We start from the raw sequence: 16,331 nt of genomic DNA, 5'->3' as shown, positions 1-16,331 counted from the left end.
CGACATTCAAAAAAACGGGGTGGGACCGCCAGACGCGGTAAACACTGGCGGTCCCGTGCCGCTCATTGCAATGCTGGCCGTGAAGGGCGGCTTCGCCGGCCAGGTAAAGCGACGATTCCACCCTAGCGTGCAACGCCAGCACGCCGCAACGAAATCCGGTCCTTAACCTAACCGATCAAGGTTACTCCTTGTCCGCTTTACCTTTTTTCTTCCCGTTCTCCGTAGAGTCCCGGTCCTTTCCGTTGCCGTTCTCCTTGCGGCGGTTGGTGAAGCGGGCATTGCCGAGCCCGGTGCCGATGGTGAGCACGCCCCAGCGCTCGACATGCTGCATGAACGGCACCTCGGAGAGGCCCTGAACCACGCCGTCATTGTGCATCAGGATCGCGGTGTCGTGCCCGCCGATCTCGGGGATGGCCTCGACCAGGCTCGCCGGCAGGTTGAACTTGCTGCTTTCCCAATTGCCCGGCAGGTTCTGCGCGCCCTTCTCGATCGAACCGTCCGCGTTGATCACGCCGGGACAGGCGATGCCGATGAAGGGCGCCAGCTTGAAGCCTTCGGCCTGGGCGTCATCGATCAGGCCCTGGAGCATCTTGACCAGCCGTTTGACTGCCGCTTCCCGGCTCGGCTCATCATCGGCGTGGCGCCACAGATCGGATTTGAAGACCACCGCCTTCGACAGGTCAGGCGCCTTCTTCCAGCGCGTCTCGACGATGCCGCAACGGATGTTGGTTCCGCCGATGTCGACCGCGAGGATGCTGTCATAGGCCTCGAATATCCAGGACGGCGCGAGATGCAGGGCTCCGATCAGGCCGGCATCATCGGGATCGAAGCGGATCGGCAGCAGGTCGACCTTGAAGCCTTCCGCTTTCAGAATGATCTCGGCCCGGGCAATGGCGATTTCGCCGAGCCGGCTGGCGCGAAAGCCGCCACCGACCACGATGCATTCGGTCTTGGCCCAGGCCTTGGTCTTGAGGAACCGCCGCGTGACGTAAGCGAGCTCCTGGGCAAAATCCTCGATCGCGCTGTGCACGACGGCCGTTGCCTCCGTGTCGTCGCCGACCAGAACGGCATCGAGGACCTTCTTGCTGATCTTGTCAGACGGCTCGTCGCCGAAGGGGTCCTCGCCGCTCTTGCGCAGCGGCTTGCGCCACCGTTCGAGAATCTCGCGAAACGCACCCTTGCTGGCGCGATCGCCGAGGAAGCCGTCGTCGTCCTTGATCTCGATGTTGAAGCTGTCGACATCGACCGACGGCAGGCGGCTCGCCCCGTGCTGGGCGATGCCCGTCGTCTTGACCAGTTCGTCTGTTGCCATGGGAGCCCTTGCCCGCATATCTGTTGCGGCGAACTAACTGCGGGGGAACCGGTTTGTTGCAAAGCCGGCCGAGATTTGGCGGAAGGCCGCCGGCGCAGCCAAATCCTTCAAATCCGGGCCGTTTTCGCCCGGTTTTCCTTGACTTGCGGCTGTTGGCCGCTATAAGTCCCCCAGCCGGCGCGGGGCGTTTCTCGCGCCGCATGTTTTTGCGTGGGCTTTCAATGGGATAACTCCCGTCCGCACAAAACGCATATAAACCCATAGCGACTGACAAAAAGCCGACCCGGACGATGCTCGTCCCGAGGCCGGGATTGAACACGGAGAAAGAACGATGTTCGCAGTCATCAAAACCGGCGGCAAGCAATACCGCGTCGTGCCGGATGATGTTCTCGAAGTTGGCAAGATCGCCGGCGAAGTCGGCACGATCGTGCAGTTGAATGAAGTCCTGGTGGTCGGCGGCGACACGCCCGTGCTGGGCGTTCCGACGGTCGCAGGCGCGTCCGTTGCGGTCGAGGTGCTCGACCACAAGCGCGGCCCGAAGGTCATCGCCTTCAAGAAGCGCCGCCGCAAGAACTCGCGCCGCAAGCGCGGCTACCGCGACGAGATCACGGTGCTCCGTATCTCCGAGATTCTGACTGACGGCGCCAAGCCCACCAAGGGCCCGCGTCCGAAGAAGGAGAAGGTGGCCAAGGAGCCGGCAGCGGAAGCCGCCGAATAACGGGATGTGATCACGCCAATTCACGAATTGATGCGTGAGAAATCGTGAAATGATTCCGTCAAGGAATTGATCTAGAAATACGCAGGATTTCGGAGACGAGCCATGGCTCACAAAAAAGCAGGCGGTTCATCGCGCAACGGACGCGATTCGAAGGGCAAGCGCCTCGGCATCAAGGCGTTCGGCGGGGAGATCGTCACTCCCGGCAACATCATTGCGCGTCAGCGCGGCACCACCTGGCACCCCGGCCTTAATGTCGGCATGGGCACGGACCACACTTTGTTCGCCAAGGTTGAAGGTCGTGTTGCGTTCCAGGCCAAAGCCAACGGCCGCACCTTCGTATCGGTGCTCCCGATCGCAGAGGCGGCTGAATAGAACGGTGGATCAAATCGGAGTCCGCCGGGTCCTACCAAACCGGCGGAGTCCCATAGATCAACAGATCGAAGGCTCCAGGGGAGGCGGGAAACCGGCCTCCCCTTTTCTTTGACTTGCTCACTTTGATTTAGTGACTTTCACGGAGCCGGACATGTTGCAGGACTTCTCGAGCGTGACCTTGCGGGAGGCGAGACCCAGCGTCGTCGCCACCGAGCGGCTGACCTTGCGGCGGCCGACCCTCGCCGACGTCAGGACCATCGCCCGGCTCGCCAACGACCGCCGCGTCGCCGAGAACACGCGCCGCCTGCCGCATCCCTATTCGCAGGACGACGCCATCGAGTTCATCCGCGCCACCGCCGAGCCCGGCAGCGAGACCGTGTTCCTGATCGAGCACGACAGCGGCCCGGTCGGCATGGTCGGGATCGACTGCTCCAAGCCCGGCCACGCCGAACTCGGCTACTGGCTCGGCGTCGAGCATTGGGGCCAGGGCTTCGCCACCGAAGCTGCGCGCGGCGCGATCGACTTCTTCTTCGAGGAGTACGAGGACGACCATCTCCATGCCGGCGCCCGCGTCACCAACCCGGCCTCGCGCAAGGTGCTGGAGAAGTGCGGCTTCCAGTGGAGCGGCGTCCAGCTGCACCGCTTCCTGGCGCTGGGCTCCTCGACGCCCGTCGACTGCTTCCGCCTCTCCCGCGGCGTGTGGGCGTCGCTGAAGAGCTGGAGCAGCGCGCGACGGGTGAGGTAGGTCCCGATCACCCTCCCCCGGCCCTTCAGGGGAGGATGGGCATCACGCCGGCGGATTCACTTCCGTGCTCTCGCGCCCGAGATCACGCTCACGCAGATAGATGTAGAATCCCGCGCCGATGATGATCGCCGCGCCGACGATGGTCGCGATCGAGGGCACATCCCCGAACACGACGAAGCCGAAGATCACGGCCCAGACGATCATCGAATATTGATACGGTACCACCACGCTCGCCGGCGCGAGCTTGAGCGAGCGGTTGACGCAGAACAGCGCCGTCACCGAGATGAGCCCCGCCAGCGCGAAGAACACGAGGCTGCCCGGCGTCGGCGGCACCCAGTGGAATGCCGACAGCACCGCGCCGAGCGAGAACGTGCCGATGAATTGCGAGGACGCCATCACGATGTCGGGCGTCTTGCGCAGGCTGCGCGTGATCAGCATCAGGGTTGCGAAGGACAGGCTGCCGCCGAGCGCGATCAGCGCCGGCAGGCTGACGGTCTGGGCCGACGGCCGCAGCGCGATCAGGACGCCGCAGAAGCCGATCAGGATTGCGGTCCAGCGCCGCCAGCCGACCCTCTCGCCGAGGAAGATCGCCGACATCGCGGTGACGAAGATGGGGCCGGCGAGATAATAGGTGATGACGTCGGCAAGCGGCAGATAGACGGTCGCGAGGAAGAAGGCCGCGACCTCGAGCGTCGAGAGCACGACGCGAAACAGCTGCAGGCCCGGCCGCTCCAGATGCAGGAACCGGTGACGCTGCTTCCAGATCAGCGGCGACAGCAACAGCAGCGCCGCGCAGGCGCGCAGGAACAGCAGCTGCCCCACCGAATAAGTCCCGACCAGGAACTTGCCCATGGCATCGCCGAACGAGAACATGAAGATCGACAGCACCATCAGCGCGATGCCGGCAAGGCGCGCGGAACGATCGTCGTAGGCGGAGAGGTTCTTGAAGAAGGGCATCGATCGGACTGCGAGGGATCGTCATTGCGAGCGCAGCGAAGCAATCCGGAATTTTTCCGCCGCAGCAGCCTGGATTGCTTCGCTGCGCTCGCAATGACGGGGAGAGAGCGTCAGGAATCGGCGAATAGTGTCGCTTGCGGTCGTTTTAATGACGTGAGCGACCGCGACAAGCCCACTACCGCTGAATTGAACGGATTGTCGCACCGTTCGCGTCGCGGTAGCGATAAGCCCCGCACCGACAAGAGAGCTTGGACATGACCGATTTCGATCCGACCCAGCATCGCATGATCCCTACACAACGCTGGTTTGAGGATTTCGTGGTCGGCGAGCGCTTCGTGCTGCCGAGCCGCACCCAGACCTCGGCCGTGTTCGCCGCATTCCAGGCCGCGAGCGGCGACACCCATCCCGTGCACTACGACGTGGAATATTGCCGCAGCCGCGGCATGCCGCATCTGCTCGCCCACGGCTTCCAGACCCTGATCCACACCGCGCCCGGCGCCGGCCTGTTTCCGTTCATGGTCGAGGACTCCCTGGTCGGCTTCCTCGAGCAATCGAGCCGGTTCCTCAAACCCGTCTTCGCCGAGGACACCATCTATCCCGCGCTCGAGGTCACCGAGCTGGTGCCGGGACGCACCACCGGCGTGGTGACGCTTCGCAGCACCGTGTTCAACCAGCGCAAGGAGCTGGTGCTGGAGGGCATGCAGAAATTCCTGATCCGGCGCCGGCCGACTGGTTAAGCAAGGGCCGAAATTCGCGGAATTTCAGCCGATTTGCGGGTCAATCCGGGTTGCCGGAGGGGGCTGGCTGGCCTACCTATGGCCCATGAAATTCCTCGACGAAGCAAAGGTCTATATCCGCTCCGGTGACGGCGGGAACGGCTGCGTGGCGTTCCGCCGCGAGAAGTTCATCGAATTCGGCGGTCCCTCCGGCGGCAATGGCGGCCGCGGCGGCAATGTCATCATCGAGGTCGCCGACGGGCTGAACACGCTGATCGACTACCGCTACCAGCAGCACTTCAAGGCCCAGAAGGGCGAGAACGGCATGGGCTCGGACCGTCACGGCGCCAACGGCAAGAACATCGTGCTGAAGGTCCCCCTGGGCACGCAGATCTTCGACGAGGATCGCGAGACGCTGATCCACGACTTCACCAAGGTCGGCGAAAAATTCGTGCTGGCCGAGGGCGGCAATGGCGGTTTCGGCAATGCGCATTTCAAGTCGTCGACCAACCGCGCGCCGCGCAACGCCAATCCCGGCCAGCCCGGCGAGGAGCGCTGGATCTGGCTGCGGCTGAAACTCATTGCCGATGCCGGCCTCGTCGGCATGCCCAATGCCGGCAAGTCGACCTTCCTGTCCAAGGTCAGCGCGGCGCGGCCGAAGATCGCGGACTACCCCTTCACCACGCTGCATCCGCAACTCGGCGTCGTGAATGCCGACGGCCGCGAGTTCGTGCTCGCCGATATTCCCGGCCTGATCGAAGGCGCGCATGAAGGCACCGGCCTCGGCGATCGTTTCCTCGGCCATGTCGAGCGCTGCCGCGTGCTCTTGCATCTCGTCGACGCAACAAGCGAGCACGCCGGCAAGGCCTACAAGACGGTGCGCAACGAGCTCGACGCCTATGGCGGGCAGCTCACCGACAAGATCGAGATCGTGGCGCTGAACAAGATCGACGCGGTCGAGCCGGACGAGCTGAAGAAGCAGAAGGACCGCCTGAGGCGCGCCGCCAAGAAGACCCCGCTGTTGATCTCGGGCGTCACCGGCCAGGGCGTCAAGGAAGCCTTGCGCGCATTGGCCGATGTGATCGGCGAAAGCCCGGTCTCCGCCAAGGCGAAGAGCGCGGCCGAAGCGGAGCCGTGGTCGGCGTGAGTTAAGCACCGCTCTCTCGACACCTCTCCCTTCGGGAGAGGTTTTCTTCGCGCCATCAATAGCGCAATATCCGGCAAACGAAGTGTTGGAGCGACAAGCATGGCGCGCGCGAAGAACGTTCTCTGGATCATGTGCGACCAGCTTCGCTATGATTATCTCGGCTGTACCGGCCACCCCACGCTGAAGACACCGAACATCGACGCGATGGCGAAGCGCGGCGTGCTCTTCACCAAGGCCTATGTGCAATCGCCGATCTGCGGTCCGTCGCGGATGTCGTTCTATACCGGGCGCTACATGCGCTCGCACGGCTCACACTGGAACGGCTGGCCGCTGCGCGTCGGCGAGCCCACGCTCGGCGATCACCTCAAGAAGATCGGCGTGCGCAACGTGCTGGTCGGCAAGACCCACATGGCGCCCGACCTCGAAGGCATGAAGGCGCTGGGCATCCCGCCGGAATCGATGATCGGCGTGCACGTCGCCGAATGCGGCTTCGAGCCCTATGAGCGCGATGACGGTCTGCACCCGACCGGACGGCCGCGCCCGAAATACGACGAGTATCTGCGCAGCCAAGGCTTTGAAGCGACCAATCCCTGGGAGCACTGGGCCAATTCGGGCGCGGCCGAGGATGGTTCGCTGCAAAACGGCTGGCTGCTGGTGCATGCCGACAAGGCCGCGCGCGTGCCGGAGGAGCATTCCGAGACGCCCTACATGACGCGGCGCGCGATGGACTTCATTGCCGAGGCCGAGACGGACGGACGGCCGTGGTGCCTGCATCTGTCCTACATCAAGCCGCACTGGCCCTATATCGCGCCAGAGCCCTATGCCAGCATGTATTCGACCGACGACATGATCCCGGTGATCCGCTCCGAGCGCGAGCGGCAAAATCCGCATCCGGTGTTCGGCGCCTATATGGACATGCGCTACTCCCGCAACATGGCGCGCGACGATGCCCGCGAGAAGGTGATCCCGACCTATATGGGCCTGATCACCCAGATCGACGACCAGATGGGCGTGCTGATGAAGTTCTTGGGTGAACGCGGCCTGCTGGAGACCACCACGATCGTGTTCACCTCCGATCACGGCGACTATCTCGGCGATCACTGGATGGGCGAGAAGGACCTGTTCCACGAACAGTCGGCGAAGATTCCGCTGATCATCATCGATCCCTCCAGGGAAGCCGACGCTACGCGCGGCACGCGCAGCGACGCGCTGGTGGAAGGCATCGACCTTGCGCCGACCTTCGTGGATTATTTCGGCGGCAAGGTGCCGGGCCACATCCTGGAAGGACGCTCGCTGTTGCCGCTGCTGCGCGGCGAGAGGCCGCCGGATTGGCGCAAGGTCGTGTTCTCCGAATACGACTACGCCATGCAGGACGTGCGGCTGAAGCTGAACCAGCCGATCGAACGCTGCCGCCTGTTCATGGTGTTCGACGGCCGCTGGAAATATATCCACGCCTCCGGCTTCCGTCCGATGTTGTACGACCTCGAAACCGATCCGGAAGAGTACGTCGACCGCGGCGATGATCCCGAATGCGCCGGCGTCATCGCGCGGTTGCAGGCCGAGCTGTTCGACTGGGCTCTGCATCCGAGCGACCACATCACGACGTCGCGCGAGAAAATCGCTGCCTATGCCGACAACCAGCTCCAGGTGAAGGGCGGGATCTTGATCGGCATCTGGGATGAGAAAGAGCTCGCCGCGATCAAGGACGGCATCGCCCAGCGCGCGAAGATGTGAGCTAGTCTTCGCCTCTCGAACCCCGATCTTTCAGCAGGTCATTGCGAGCGCAGCGAAGCAATCCAGAATCCTTCCGCGGAAAGACACTGGATTGCTTCGCTCCGCTCGCAATGACGATGGGCAGCATCGAAGAATTCGATTCTCACCGCCCGGCGCTGACTCCCCCTCACCCGCCCCTCTGCCCACAAGCGGGGCGAGGGAGCGGACCTCAATTCTCGATCCTGTATCCTGTCGCCTTGACGATCGGCTGCCAGAACGCCGTGTTCGCGGCGAGCTCTTTCGACAGTCCTTCCGCATTGCTGCCGACCGGGATCAGGCCGATCGCGGTGAGCTTCTCCTTCACCTCCGGCTTCGCAAGCGCCGCGCTTGCGGCGGCGCCGAGCTTGCTCGCGAATTCCGGCGGACTGCCGGCGGGAAGCCACATTCCGTACCAGGCGTCCGCGACGAGATCGATGCCGCTCTCCTTCAGCGTCAGAACCTCAGGCGCAAACGGCGAACGCTGCGCGCTCGACACCGCAACGATCTTCACGCCCTTGGCGCGATGCTGAGGCAGCGCATCGGCCAATGTCGTGATCCCGAAGGAGATGTGACCGCCTACGAGGTCGTTGAGGATCGGCGCGCTGCCGCGATAGGGTACGCGCGTCAGGGGAATGCCGAGGTCCTTCTCAAGCTTGGAGCCCATGAAATGCGGAATGGTGCCGTTGCTCGGCACACCGAACGAGGTCTTGTCGGGATGCGCCTTCAGCCACGCGACAAATCCCTTGAAATCGGCGGCATCGATGGCCGGGCCGATCACCACTGCGAACTCGAACCGCGCAAGCAGCGACACCGGCACGAAGTCCTTGGCCGTGTCGAAACTCGGTGTCGTCTCCACCATCGGCAGCAGGTACATGGTCGGGCCTGTCGTCACCAGCACCATGCTGCCGTCGGGGCTCGCGCCCCTCACCGATTTGATCCCAATCAGGCCGTCACCGCCGGTGCGATTCTCGACCACGACGGTCCGTTGCAGCACCGGCGCGATCTCTTGCGCTATCAGCCGGCACAGCGTGTCGCCGCCGGCCCCCGCCGCAAACGGGAAGATGATCTTGGTGAGGCCAACCTGCGCATGTCCCGCATCCACATGCGCTAGCAGCGGCAATCCGAGACATCCGGCCAGGAATTTGCGGCGATCCATTCGTTTCCTCGTCCAGCCCGTTATTGGTTGGCGGCATTAGAGCCGGGTCAGCGGGCAACACAAGGCCGACCTTCGCCCTTTACCATTCCGGCCGCCTTGCGCCGGCCATCGTCCTGCTGCAAAAGCAGCCTCGTCGGCACCGCCCGTCGCGCCGCCGTTTTCAGAGCAATTTCGTCCCGTAGCGCCCAGCACATACACACATGGCCAGCCCCGAACTCAGTCAATTCCGCCGCATCGTCGTCAAGGTCGGCTCCGCGCTGCTGGTCGATTCCGACAAGGGCGAGGTGCGGGCGTCCTGGCTCGCCGCGCTCGCCGACGACATGGCCAAGCTGCACAAGGAAGGACGCGACGTCCTCGTCGTGTCCTCCGGCTCGATCGCGCTCGGCCGCAGCCGGCTCAAATTGCCACGCGGCCCGCTGAAGCTGGAAGAGAGCCAGGCCGCCGCCGCGGTCGGGCAGATCGCGCTGGCGCGGATCTGGTCGGAGGTGCTGGGGGCGCACGGCATCGGCGCTGGCCAGATCCTGGTCACGCTGCAGGACACCGAGGAGCGCCGTCGCTACCTCAATGCGCGCTCCACCATCGGCAAGCTGCTGGAGTGGCGCGCCATCCCCGTCATCAACGAGAACGACACGGTCGCGACCACCGAAATCCGCTACGGCGACAACGACCGCCTCGCCGCGCGCGTCGCCACCATGGCGAGTGCCGATTTGCTGGTGCTGCTGTCCGACATCGACGGGCTCTACGACGCCCCGCCCAAGAACAACCCGAACGCCAAGCTCATTCCCGTCGTCGACAGCATCTCCTCGGAGATCGAGGCCGTGGCGGGCGATGCCGAGTCCGAGTTGTCGCGCGGCGGCATGCGCACCAAGGTCGAAGCGGCCAAGATCGCGACGACCGGCGGCACCCACATGCTGATCGCCTCCGGCAAGATCGAGCATCCCCTGCAGGCGATCGCCGATGGCGGCCGCTGCACCTGGTTCCTGACGCCCGCCAATCCCATCACCTCGCGAAAGCGCTGGATCGCGGGCACGCTGGAGCCGAAGGGCACGCTGACGATCGACGCCGGTGCGGTGACGGCGCTGCGCGCCGGCGCCAGCCTGCTGCCGGCCGGCGTGATCAAGGTCGAGGGCCAGTTCGCGCGCGGCGATGCCGTGATCGTGCGCGGCCCCGATACCAGCGAGATCGGCCGCGGCCTGATCGCCTACGACGCCGACGACGCCGAACGCATCAAGGGCCGCTCCTCGCCGGACGTGATGACCATCCTCGGCATCAGCGGCCGGGCCGAGATGATCCACCGTGACGATCTGGTGGTGGGCGGGTAAGGCCCGCTGCGGCCCTTTTTGCTAGGCCAGTGACCTGGCCAGCCCGCCACCGGGGAGACCTGCCATACCCTCCCCGCCCTTCGCAAAAGCAGGATTTCCGTGCTAGGACACCGCCTTAGCAGAAGGTTGAACCCCATGGCCGCCCCCCTCAAAGCCGTTGACGGCAATGCCGATCGTACTAGCGATCTCTTGGCGCTGATGTCCGATCTCGGAACCCGTGCCCGTGCTGCCGCGCGCGCGCTGGGGTTGACGCCGCCGGAGCAGAAGAACCGGGCCCTGGAAGCCATGGAGCGGGCAATCCGCGCCAACTCGGCGGCGATCCTCGCCGCCAATGCCGAGGACGTCGCCGAGGCCCGCACCGCCGGCAACATGACCTCCTCCTTCATTGACCGCCTGACGCTGACGCCGGCGCGGGTCGAATCGATGGCCGAGGGCATCGGCATCGTGCGCGGCATCGCCGATCCCATCGGCGTCGTCACCGAGAGCTGGCAGCGGCCGAACGGCATGACCATCGAACGCGTGCGGGTGCCGCTCGGCGTCGTCGGCGTGATCTTCGAGAGCCGCCCGAATGTTGCGGCGGATGCCGGCGTGCTGTGCCTGAAGTCCGGCAATGCCGTGATCCTGCGCGGCGGCTCGGACAGCTTCCGTTCGTGCCGCGCGATCCATGAATGCCTGGTGCAGGGCCTGCGCGAGGCCGGCCTGCCCGAGGCTGCGGTCACGCTGGTGCCGACACGCGACCGCGCGGCGGTCGGCATGATGCTGTCGGGGTTGAACGGCACCATCGACGTGATCGTGCCGCGCGGCGGCAAGAGCCTCGTCGCGCGCGTCGAGCAGGAGGCGCGCGTGCCTGTGTTCGCGCATCTCGAAGGCGTCAACCACGTCTATGTCGATGCCAGCGCCGACCTCGCCATGGCGAAGTCCATCGTGCTCAACGCCAAGATGCGCCGCACTGGCGTCTGCGGCGCGGCCGAGACGCTGCTGGTCGATCGCGCGGCTGCTGGATCGAGCCTGAAGCCGCTGGTCGAGATGCTGATCGAGGCCGGCTGCGAAGTGCGCGGCGACGATGCCGTGCAGAAGGCCGATGCACGCGTAAAGCCTGCAAACGACGAGGATTGGGACACCGAATATCTCGACGCGATCATCGCGGCGAAGGTGGTGGACGGCGTCGACGGCGCGATCGCGCACATCCAGAATCACGGCTCGCATCATACCGATGCGATCGTGAGCGCTGACGAGCGTGCGGCGAAGAAATTCCTGAGCGAGGTCGATTCCGCTATCGTGCTGCATAACGCCTCGACGCAGTTTGCCGATGGCGGCGAGTTCGGCTTCGGCGCCGAGATCGGCATTGCCACCGGCCGCTTCCACGCCCGCGGCCCTGTGGGCGCCGAGCAACTCACGAGCTTCAAGTATCGCGTCCACGGAACCGGGCAGACGCGGCCGTAAGCCATGTTGCAGGGCGGGCATTGAGCAACAAATTCGTCGTGCCGCGTTTTGTGGCGCAAGCGGTCCCGCCCCACACGGAGGGCATGCGCATCGGCCTGCTCGGCGGCTCTTTCAACCCGCCGCATCAGGCGCATCGCGCGATCAGCCGGTTTGCTCTGAAGCGTCTTCAGCTCGATCGCGTCTGGTGGCTGGTGACCCCCGGCAATCCGCTCAAGGAGAACGGCAATCTGCACGAGCTCGGTGCGCGCATGCAGGCCGCGCGCGATGTCGCCGATGATCCGCGCATCGAGGTGAGCTGTCTCGAATCCGTCATTCGCACACGCTATACTATCGACACGATCAACACCTTGCGCCGCCGCTTCTCGGGCCTGCGCTTTGTCTGGATCATGGGCGCCGACAACCTCGCTCAATTCCATCGTTGGCAGGACTGGCGGCGCATCGCCGGCCAGGTGCCGATGGCGGTCATCGATCGCCCGCCGCAGAGTTTTCGCGCCCTCGCCTCGCCCGCCGCCCAAGCGCTATCTCGTTACCGTCTGCCGGAGAACAAGGCAGCGCTGCTTGCGGACCGGCCGGCCCCGTCCTGGGTGTTCCTGACCGGATTGAAGCTGAATCTGTCCTCGACCGGGCTGCGGAACCCGGACGGGAGCTGGAAAGGTACGAAATGAGATGGAGTGTGCAGGCTTCCTGCGGATGTCGGCCTCTCTGGCATATTGAAACCCTTAACCCCACATGATGTAGTGTCACAAGCGAGCGCCGGATTCGGTCCTCGCGATACAGTGAAAGGAATGGTCCCTGGCCACATCTGTATTGTCCAAGTCTGTTTTACCCAAGGTTGCTAAGCCTACGCGTAAAACATCGACCAAAGCTGCGGCCTTGCAGGCGCAACCCGACGCCGACAAGACGCTGAGCCTGATCCTCTCCCGCCTCGAGGATATGAAGGCGGAAGAGACGGTCACCATCGACCTTCGCGGCAAATCGGCATACTCCGACTACATGATCGTCACCACCGGCCGGGTGAACCGGCACGTCGGTGCGATCGCGGAGAACGTGACGAAGGGCCTCAAGGAAACCGGCATCAGGAACATCCATGTCGAGGGCTTGCCCAATTGCGACTGGGTGCTGATCGATTCCGGCGATGTGATTGTGCACGTGTTCAGACCCGAGGTCCGTGAGTTCTACAATCTCGAGAGATTGTACACGCAGGGCCCAGGGGCGGCGAAGGCGATCTAGAGGCTGACGACGCCGATTTCGAATCGGCTGACGCGCATGCTAGCGTCGTGCGCGCGCCTGATGCGCGCGACCTCGAAAACCCGACGCTGAAACCATCATGCGCGTTGCAGTCATTGCGGTGGGCCGGCTGAAGCAGGGCCCCGAACGGGAGCTTGCCGACCGCTATTTCGAGCGGTTCGACGAGGCCGGCCGCAAGCTTGGTTTCCGCGAGCTCAGCATCCACGAGATTCCCGAAAGCCGCGCGCGCGACGCCGCGACGCGAATGGCTGAAGAAGCCGCGGCGATCTCGACGCATATCCCTGAAAAATCCGTCCTGGTGGCATTGGACGAGCGCGGCCAGAATCTCGACTCCACCGTATTCGCACGGCATCTCGGGCGCTGGCGCGACGAGGGTGCCGGACATACTATCTTCGTGATCGGAGGGGCGGACGGACTTTCGCCCGAATTGCGCCGTAAGGCGAAGCTCGCGATCGCGTTCGGCTCTGCGACCTGGCCGCACCAAATGGTCCGCGTCATGCTTCTGGAACAGCTTTATCGGGCCGCCACCATCCTGGCCGGCCACCCCTATCACCGCGCGTGATGCGCGCCACAACGAGCCTTTGCCTGAAGCGATGCGAGCGCCCGTCCTCAACCTGCTGATTGCAAGCCTCGCAGGCGCAAACCTCGCAGGCACAAGCCTCGCACAAGCTCAGGCGGCAGCGCCTGCGCCGCAGACCGCAGCCGTCTCGCCCGACGCCATCAAGCAGCGCGAGCAGGAGCTGGAAGCTGCGCGCGCAAGACAGAAGAGCGCCGAGGAAGCGCAAGCCAAGCTGAAGGCCGAGATCACGGCGCTCGGCCAGGACCGCACCCAGCTCAATCAGCAGCTGATCGACACGGCCGCCAATGTGCGAGGCGTCGAGGCCAAGATCGACGAAGCCGAAACGCGGCTGAAGGCGCTGAACGGCCGTGAGCAGCAGATGCGCTCTTCGCTTGATTCGCGCCGCGCCGACATCGTCGAGGTGCTGGCGGCACTGCAACGGGCCGGAAGGCGCACGCCGCCGGCGCTGCTGGTGCGCCCTGAGGATGCACTGCAATCCTTACGCACCGCGATGCTGCTCGGCGCCGTCGTGCCGGAATTGCGCGGCCGCGCGGAAAAAATAGCAGGCGAGCTCGGCGAGCTCATCGCCTTGCGCAAGAACATCGCGAGCGAACGCGACCAGCTCGCCGCCGACCGCGACCGGGTCAGGAGCGACCAGACCCGCCTCATCGCTCTGGTCGAGGAGCGGCAGCGCCAGCAGGCGGCGCGCGAAAAGGATCTCGACGCCGAGAATTCGCGCGCCATCGCCCTTTCAAGGCAGGTCGGCGACCTCCAGGGGCTCATCACCAAGATGGAGCAGGACCTGCAGAGCGCCGCCAAGGCTGCCGAGAAGGCCGCCGAGGCCGCAAGGCAGGCCGAGGCCAAAGCGGCGGCAAATGCGGCCGCCAGCGCCAAATCCGGCCCCGCCGCTTTCAAGGACCGGTCCCGGACCACCCCCGCGATCGCCTTCGCCTCGGCCAAGGGCCTCCTGCCCCTTCCGGTTAACGGTAACAAGATCAGGGACTTTGGCGGTTCCGACGGGGTCGGCGGGGTGCAGAAGGGCATTTCGCTGGCGACCAAGCCCGGCTCCCAGGTCACGACGCCGTGCGATGGCTGGGTTGTGTATGCCGGCCCGTTCCGCAGCTATGGACAACTCTTGATCCTCAACGCCGGGGGCGGGTATCATGTCCTGATCGCCGGGATGGAGCGCATTTCGGTCAACATCGGACAGTTTGTGCTCACGGGGGAGCCTGTCGCGAACATGGGGTCGACCTCTCAAGTCGCCTCCATTCTCGCCACGAACGCGAGTCAACCTGTGCTGTATGTCGAGTTCCGTAAAGACGGCACTCCAATCGATCCAGGCCCATGGTGGGCCGCAAATGAAGGCGAGAAGGTTCGCGGATGATGCGCAAGACTTCAGTAATCCTCCTCAGCGCAGCCACCGGTGCGGCGCTGACGCTGTTCGTGACCCAGCCGCGCGCGGTGTTCATGGGCTCCAGCGCGCGAGCCGCGACCGCGGACACCTATCGCCAGCTCAATCTGTTCGGCGACGTGTTCGAGCGCGTGCGCTCCGACTATGTCGAGAAGCCCGACGACACCAAGCTGATCGAATCCGCCATCAGCGGCATGCTCACCGGGCTCGATCCGCATTCGAGCTACATGGACGCCAAGAGCTTCCGCGACATGCAGGTGCAGACCCGCGGTGAGTTCGGCGGCCTCGGCATCGAGGTCACGATGGAGGACGGCCTGATCAAGGTGGTCTCGCCGATCGACGACACGCCGGCCTCGCGCGCCGGCATCATGGCCAACGACATCATCACCAATCTCGACGACGAGGCGGTGCAGGGCCTGACCCTGAACCAGGCGGTCGAGAAGATGCGCGGTCCTGTCAACACCAAGATCAAGCTCAAGATCATCCGCAAGGGCCAGGACAATCCGATCGACGTGACGCTGGTGCGCGACAACATCCGCGTCCGCTCGGTGCGTGCGCGCGTCGAGGCCGACGACATCGCCTATATCCGTATCACCACCTTCAACGAGCAGACCACCGAAGGCCTGAAGCGCGAGGTCGCCAACCTCTCGAATCAGATCGGCGACAAGCTGAAGGGCTACATCATCGATCTCCGCAACAACCCGGGCGGCCTGCTCGAGGAAGCGGTGACCGTCTCCGACTCGTTCCTCGAGAAGGGCGAGATCGTCTCGACCCGCGGCCGCAATGCCGAGGAGACCCAGCGCCGCACCGCGCATGCGGGCGACCTCACCAAGGGCAAGCCGGTCATCGTGCTGGTCAATGGCGGCTCCGCCTCGGCCTCGGAAATCGTCGCCGGCGCGCTGCAGGACCACAAGCGCGCGACCATCGTCGGCACGCGCTCGTTCGGCAAGGGCTCGGTGCAGACCATCATCCCGCTCGGCTCGGGCAACGGCGCGCTGCGCCTGACCACGGCGCGCTACTACACGCCGTCGGGCAAGTCGATCCAGGCCAAGGGTATCGTGCCCGACATCGAAGTGCTGCAGGACGTGCCGGACGAGCTGAAGTCGCGCACCGACACCAAGGGCGAGGCTTCGCTGCGAGGCCATCTCAAGAACGACGGCGACGAGAAGACCGGCTCGCAGTCCTACGTGCCGCCGGACGCCAAGGACGACAAGGCGCTCAAGCTCGCCGACGATTTGCTCCACGGCATCAAGAACAGCGCCTCCGCCGCGCCCACCCCGGGCAGCGACAAGGCGGCGGCCGACAAGCCCAAGGCGGCAAACTAACAAGGCGACGAACTAAGTCGGCGCACCGCGCGATCTCACGAAAAGGGCGGCTCCTGGAGCCGCCCTTTTTGCTTGGAACTCCTGTCGTCCCCGGCCTATCCCGGCCTGCCGCCGCTTGACCGCGCCGTGGTATCGTCGAGACCAGTGA

At 64.7% G+C, this 16,331-nt stretch carries 16 protein-coding genes; 13 read left to right on the top strand and 3 right to left on the bottom strand.

Going from position 1 to position 16,331, the window contains the following annotated elements; genetic code table 11:
• Nucleotides 1–181: 181 nt before the first annotated feature.
• Nucleotides 182–1,312 (bottom strand): ROK family protein, encoded by a 1,131-nt coding sequence (locus ACNJYB_RS02000; RefSeq protein ID WP_439372461.1) that lies wholly within the window; start codon nt 1,310–1,312, stop codon nt 182–184.
• A 331-nt stretch (nt 1,313–1,643) separates the two neighbouring features.
• Here ACNJYB_RS02000 and rplU point away from each other — a divergent pair, with 331 nt between their 5' ends.
• From rplU to ACNJYB_RS01985, 3 genes are all read left to right on the top strand, one after another.
• Nucleotides 1,644–2,030, top strand: a complete 387-nt coding sequence (gene rplU, locus ACNJYB_RS01995; protein ID WP_439372460.1) for a 50S ribosomal protein L21 — start codon at nt 1,644–1,646, stop codon at nt 2,028–2,030.
• Nucleotides 2,031–2,132: 102 nt separating this feature from the next.
• The gene (rpmA, locus tag ACNJYB_RS01990) at nt 2,133–2,402 is read left to right on the top strand and encodes a 50S ribosomal protein L27 (protein WP_018643862.1); all 270 of its coding nucleotides are present in this window, start codon (nt 2,133–2,135) and stop codon (nt 2,400–2,402) included.
• A gap of 151 nt (nt 2,403–2,553) precedes the next feature.
• Nucleotides 2,554–3,147: a GNAT family N-acetyltransferase gene (locus tag ACNJYB_RS01985; RefSeq protein WP_439372459.1), complete on the top strand. Its 594-nt coding sequence runs from the start codon at nt 2,554–2,556 to the stop codon at nt 3,145–3,147.
• Between the two features lie 42 nt (nt 3,148–3,189).
• Here ACNJYB_RS01985 and ACNJYB_RS01980 read toward each other — a convergent pair whose 3' ends face one another.
• A complete protein-coding gene (locus ACNJYB_RS01980) occupies nt 3,190–4,104 on the bottom strand; it encodes a DMT family transporter (RefSeq protein WP_439372458.1) in 915 nt (304 codons plus the stop codon).
• A gap of 254 nt (nt 4,105–4,358) precedes the next feature.
• On the opposite strand from ACNJYB_RS01980, the gene ACNJYB_RS01975 reads away from it, so the two are divergent.
• The 3 genes from ACNJYB_RS01975 to ACNJYB_RS01965 all read left to right on the top strand — a co-directional run bounded on the left by ACNJYB_RS01975 (nt 4,359) and on the right by ACNJYB_RS01965 (nt 7,701).
• Nucleotides 4,359–4,841 (top strand): MaoC family dehydratase, encoded by a 483-nt coding sequence (locus ACNJYB_RS01975; RefSeq protein WP_439372457.1) that lies wholly within the window; start codon nt 4,359–4,361, stop codon nt 4,839–4,841.
• An 85-nt stretch (nt 4,842–4,926) separates the two neighbouring features.
• Nucleotides 4,927–5,967 carry a GTPase ObgE gene (obgE, locus tag ACNJYB_RS01970; protein WP_439372456.1) on the top strand — a complete coding sequence of 347 codons (1,041 nt, stop codon included), beginning with the start codon at nt 4,927–4,929 and terminating at the stop codon, nt 5,965–5,967.
• A 99-nt stretch (nt 5,968–6,066) separates the two neighbouring features.
• The gene (locus ACNJYB_RS01965; protein WP_439372455.1) at nt 6,067–7,701 is read left to right on the top strand and encodes an alkaline phosphatase family protein; all 1,635 of its coding nucleotides are present in this window, start codon (nt 6,067–6,069) and stop codon (nt 7,699–7,701) included.
• Between the two features lie 208 nt (nt 7,702–7,909).
• Here ACNJYB_RS01965 and ACNJYB_RS01960 read toward each other — a convergent pair whose 3' ends face one another.
• Nucleotides 7,910–8,875: a Bug family tripartite tricarboxylate transporter substrate binding protein gene (locus ACNJYB_RS01960; RefSeq protein WP_439372454.1), complete on the bottom strand. Its 966-nt coding sequence runs from the start codon at nt 8,873–8,875 to the stop codon at nt 7,910–7,912.
• Nucleotides 8,876–9,075: 200 nt separating this feature from the next.
• Between ACNJYB_RS01960 and proB the strand changes: the two genes are divergently transcribed.
• The 7 genes from proB (at nt 9,076) to ACNJYB_RS01925 (ending at nt 16,183) form a co-directional block, all read left to right on the top strand.
• Nucleotides 9,076–10,197: a glutamate 5-kinase gene (proB, locus tag ACNJYB_RS01955; RefSeq protein WP_439372453.1), complete on the top strand. Its 1,122-nt coding sequence runs from the start codon at nt 9,076–9,078 to the stop codon at nt 10,195–10,197.
• 135 nt (nt 10,198–10,332) lie between these two features.
• Nucleotides 10,333–11,640, top strand: a complete 1,308-nt coding sequence (locus ACNJYB_RS01950) for a glutamate-5-semialdehyde dehydrogenase (RefSeq protein ID WP_439372452.1) — start codon at nt 10,333–10,335, stop codon at nt 11,638–11,640.
• Nucleotides 11,641–11,660: 20 nt separating this feature from the next.
• A complete protein-coding gene (locus ACNJYB_RS01945; RefSeq protein ID WP_439372451.1) occupies nt 11,661–12,305 on the top strand; it encodes a nicotinate-nucleotide adenylyltransferase in 645 nt (214 codons plus the stop codon).
• A 208-nt stretch (nt 12,306–12,513) separates the two neighbouring features.
• Nucleotides 12,514–12,870, top strand: coding sequence for a ribosome silencing factor (rsfS, locus tag ACNJYB_RS01940; protein ID WP_439372450.1), 357 nt, complete (start codon nt 12,514–12,516; stop codon nt 12,868–12,870).
• Nucleotides 12,871–12,967: 97 nt separating this feature from the next.
• The gene (rlmH, locus tag ACNJYB_RS01935; RefSeq protein WP_439372449.1) at nt 12,968–13,450 is read left to right on the top strand and encodes a 23S rRNA (pseudouridine(1915)-N(3))-methyltransferase RlmH; all 483 of its coding nucleotides are present in this window, start codon (nt 12,968–12,970) and stop codon (nt 13,448–13,450) included.
• Between the two features lie 31 nt (nt 13,451–13,481).
• A complete protein-coding gene (locus ACNJYB_RS01930) occupies nt 13,482–14,831 on the top strand; it encodes a murein hydrolase activator EnvC family protein (RefSeq protein ID WP_439372448.1) in 1,350 nt (449 codons plus the stop codon).
• Nucleotides 14,828–16,183 carry a S41 family peptidase gene (locus ACNJYB_RS01925; RefSeq protein ID WP_439372447.1) on the top strand — a complete coding sequence of 452 codons (1,356 nt, stop codon included), beginning with the start codon at nt 14,828–14,830 and terminating at the stop codon, nt 16,181–16,183. The genes ACNJYB_RS01930 and ACNJYB_RS01925 overlap by 4 nt, the downstream gene beginning before the upstream one ends.
• Nucleotides 16,184–16,331: the final 148 nt, after the last annotated feature.

The sequence above is a fragment of the Bradyrhizobium sp. SMVTL-02 genome (genome assembly GCF_051853005.1).
Taxonomy (GTDB): Bacteria; Pseudomonadota; Alphaproteobacteria; order Rhizobiales; family Xanthobacteraceae; genus Bradyrhizobium.
Note: the sequence above shows the minus strand (reverse complement) of the source record. Positions and strands in the feature narration are given on the sequence as shown.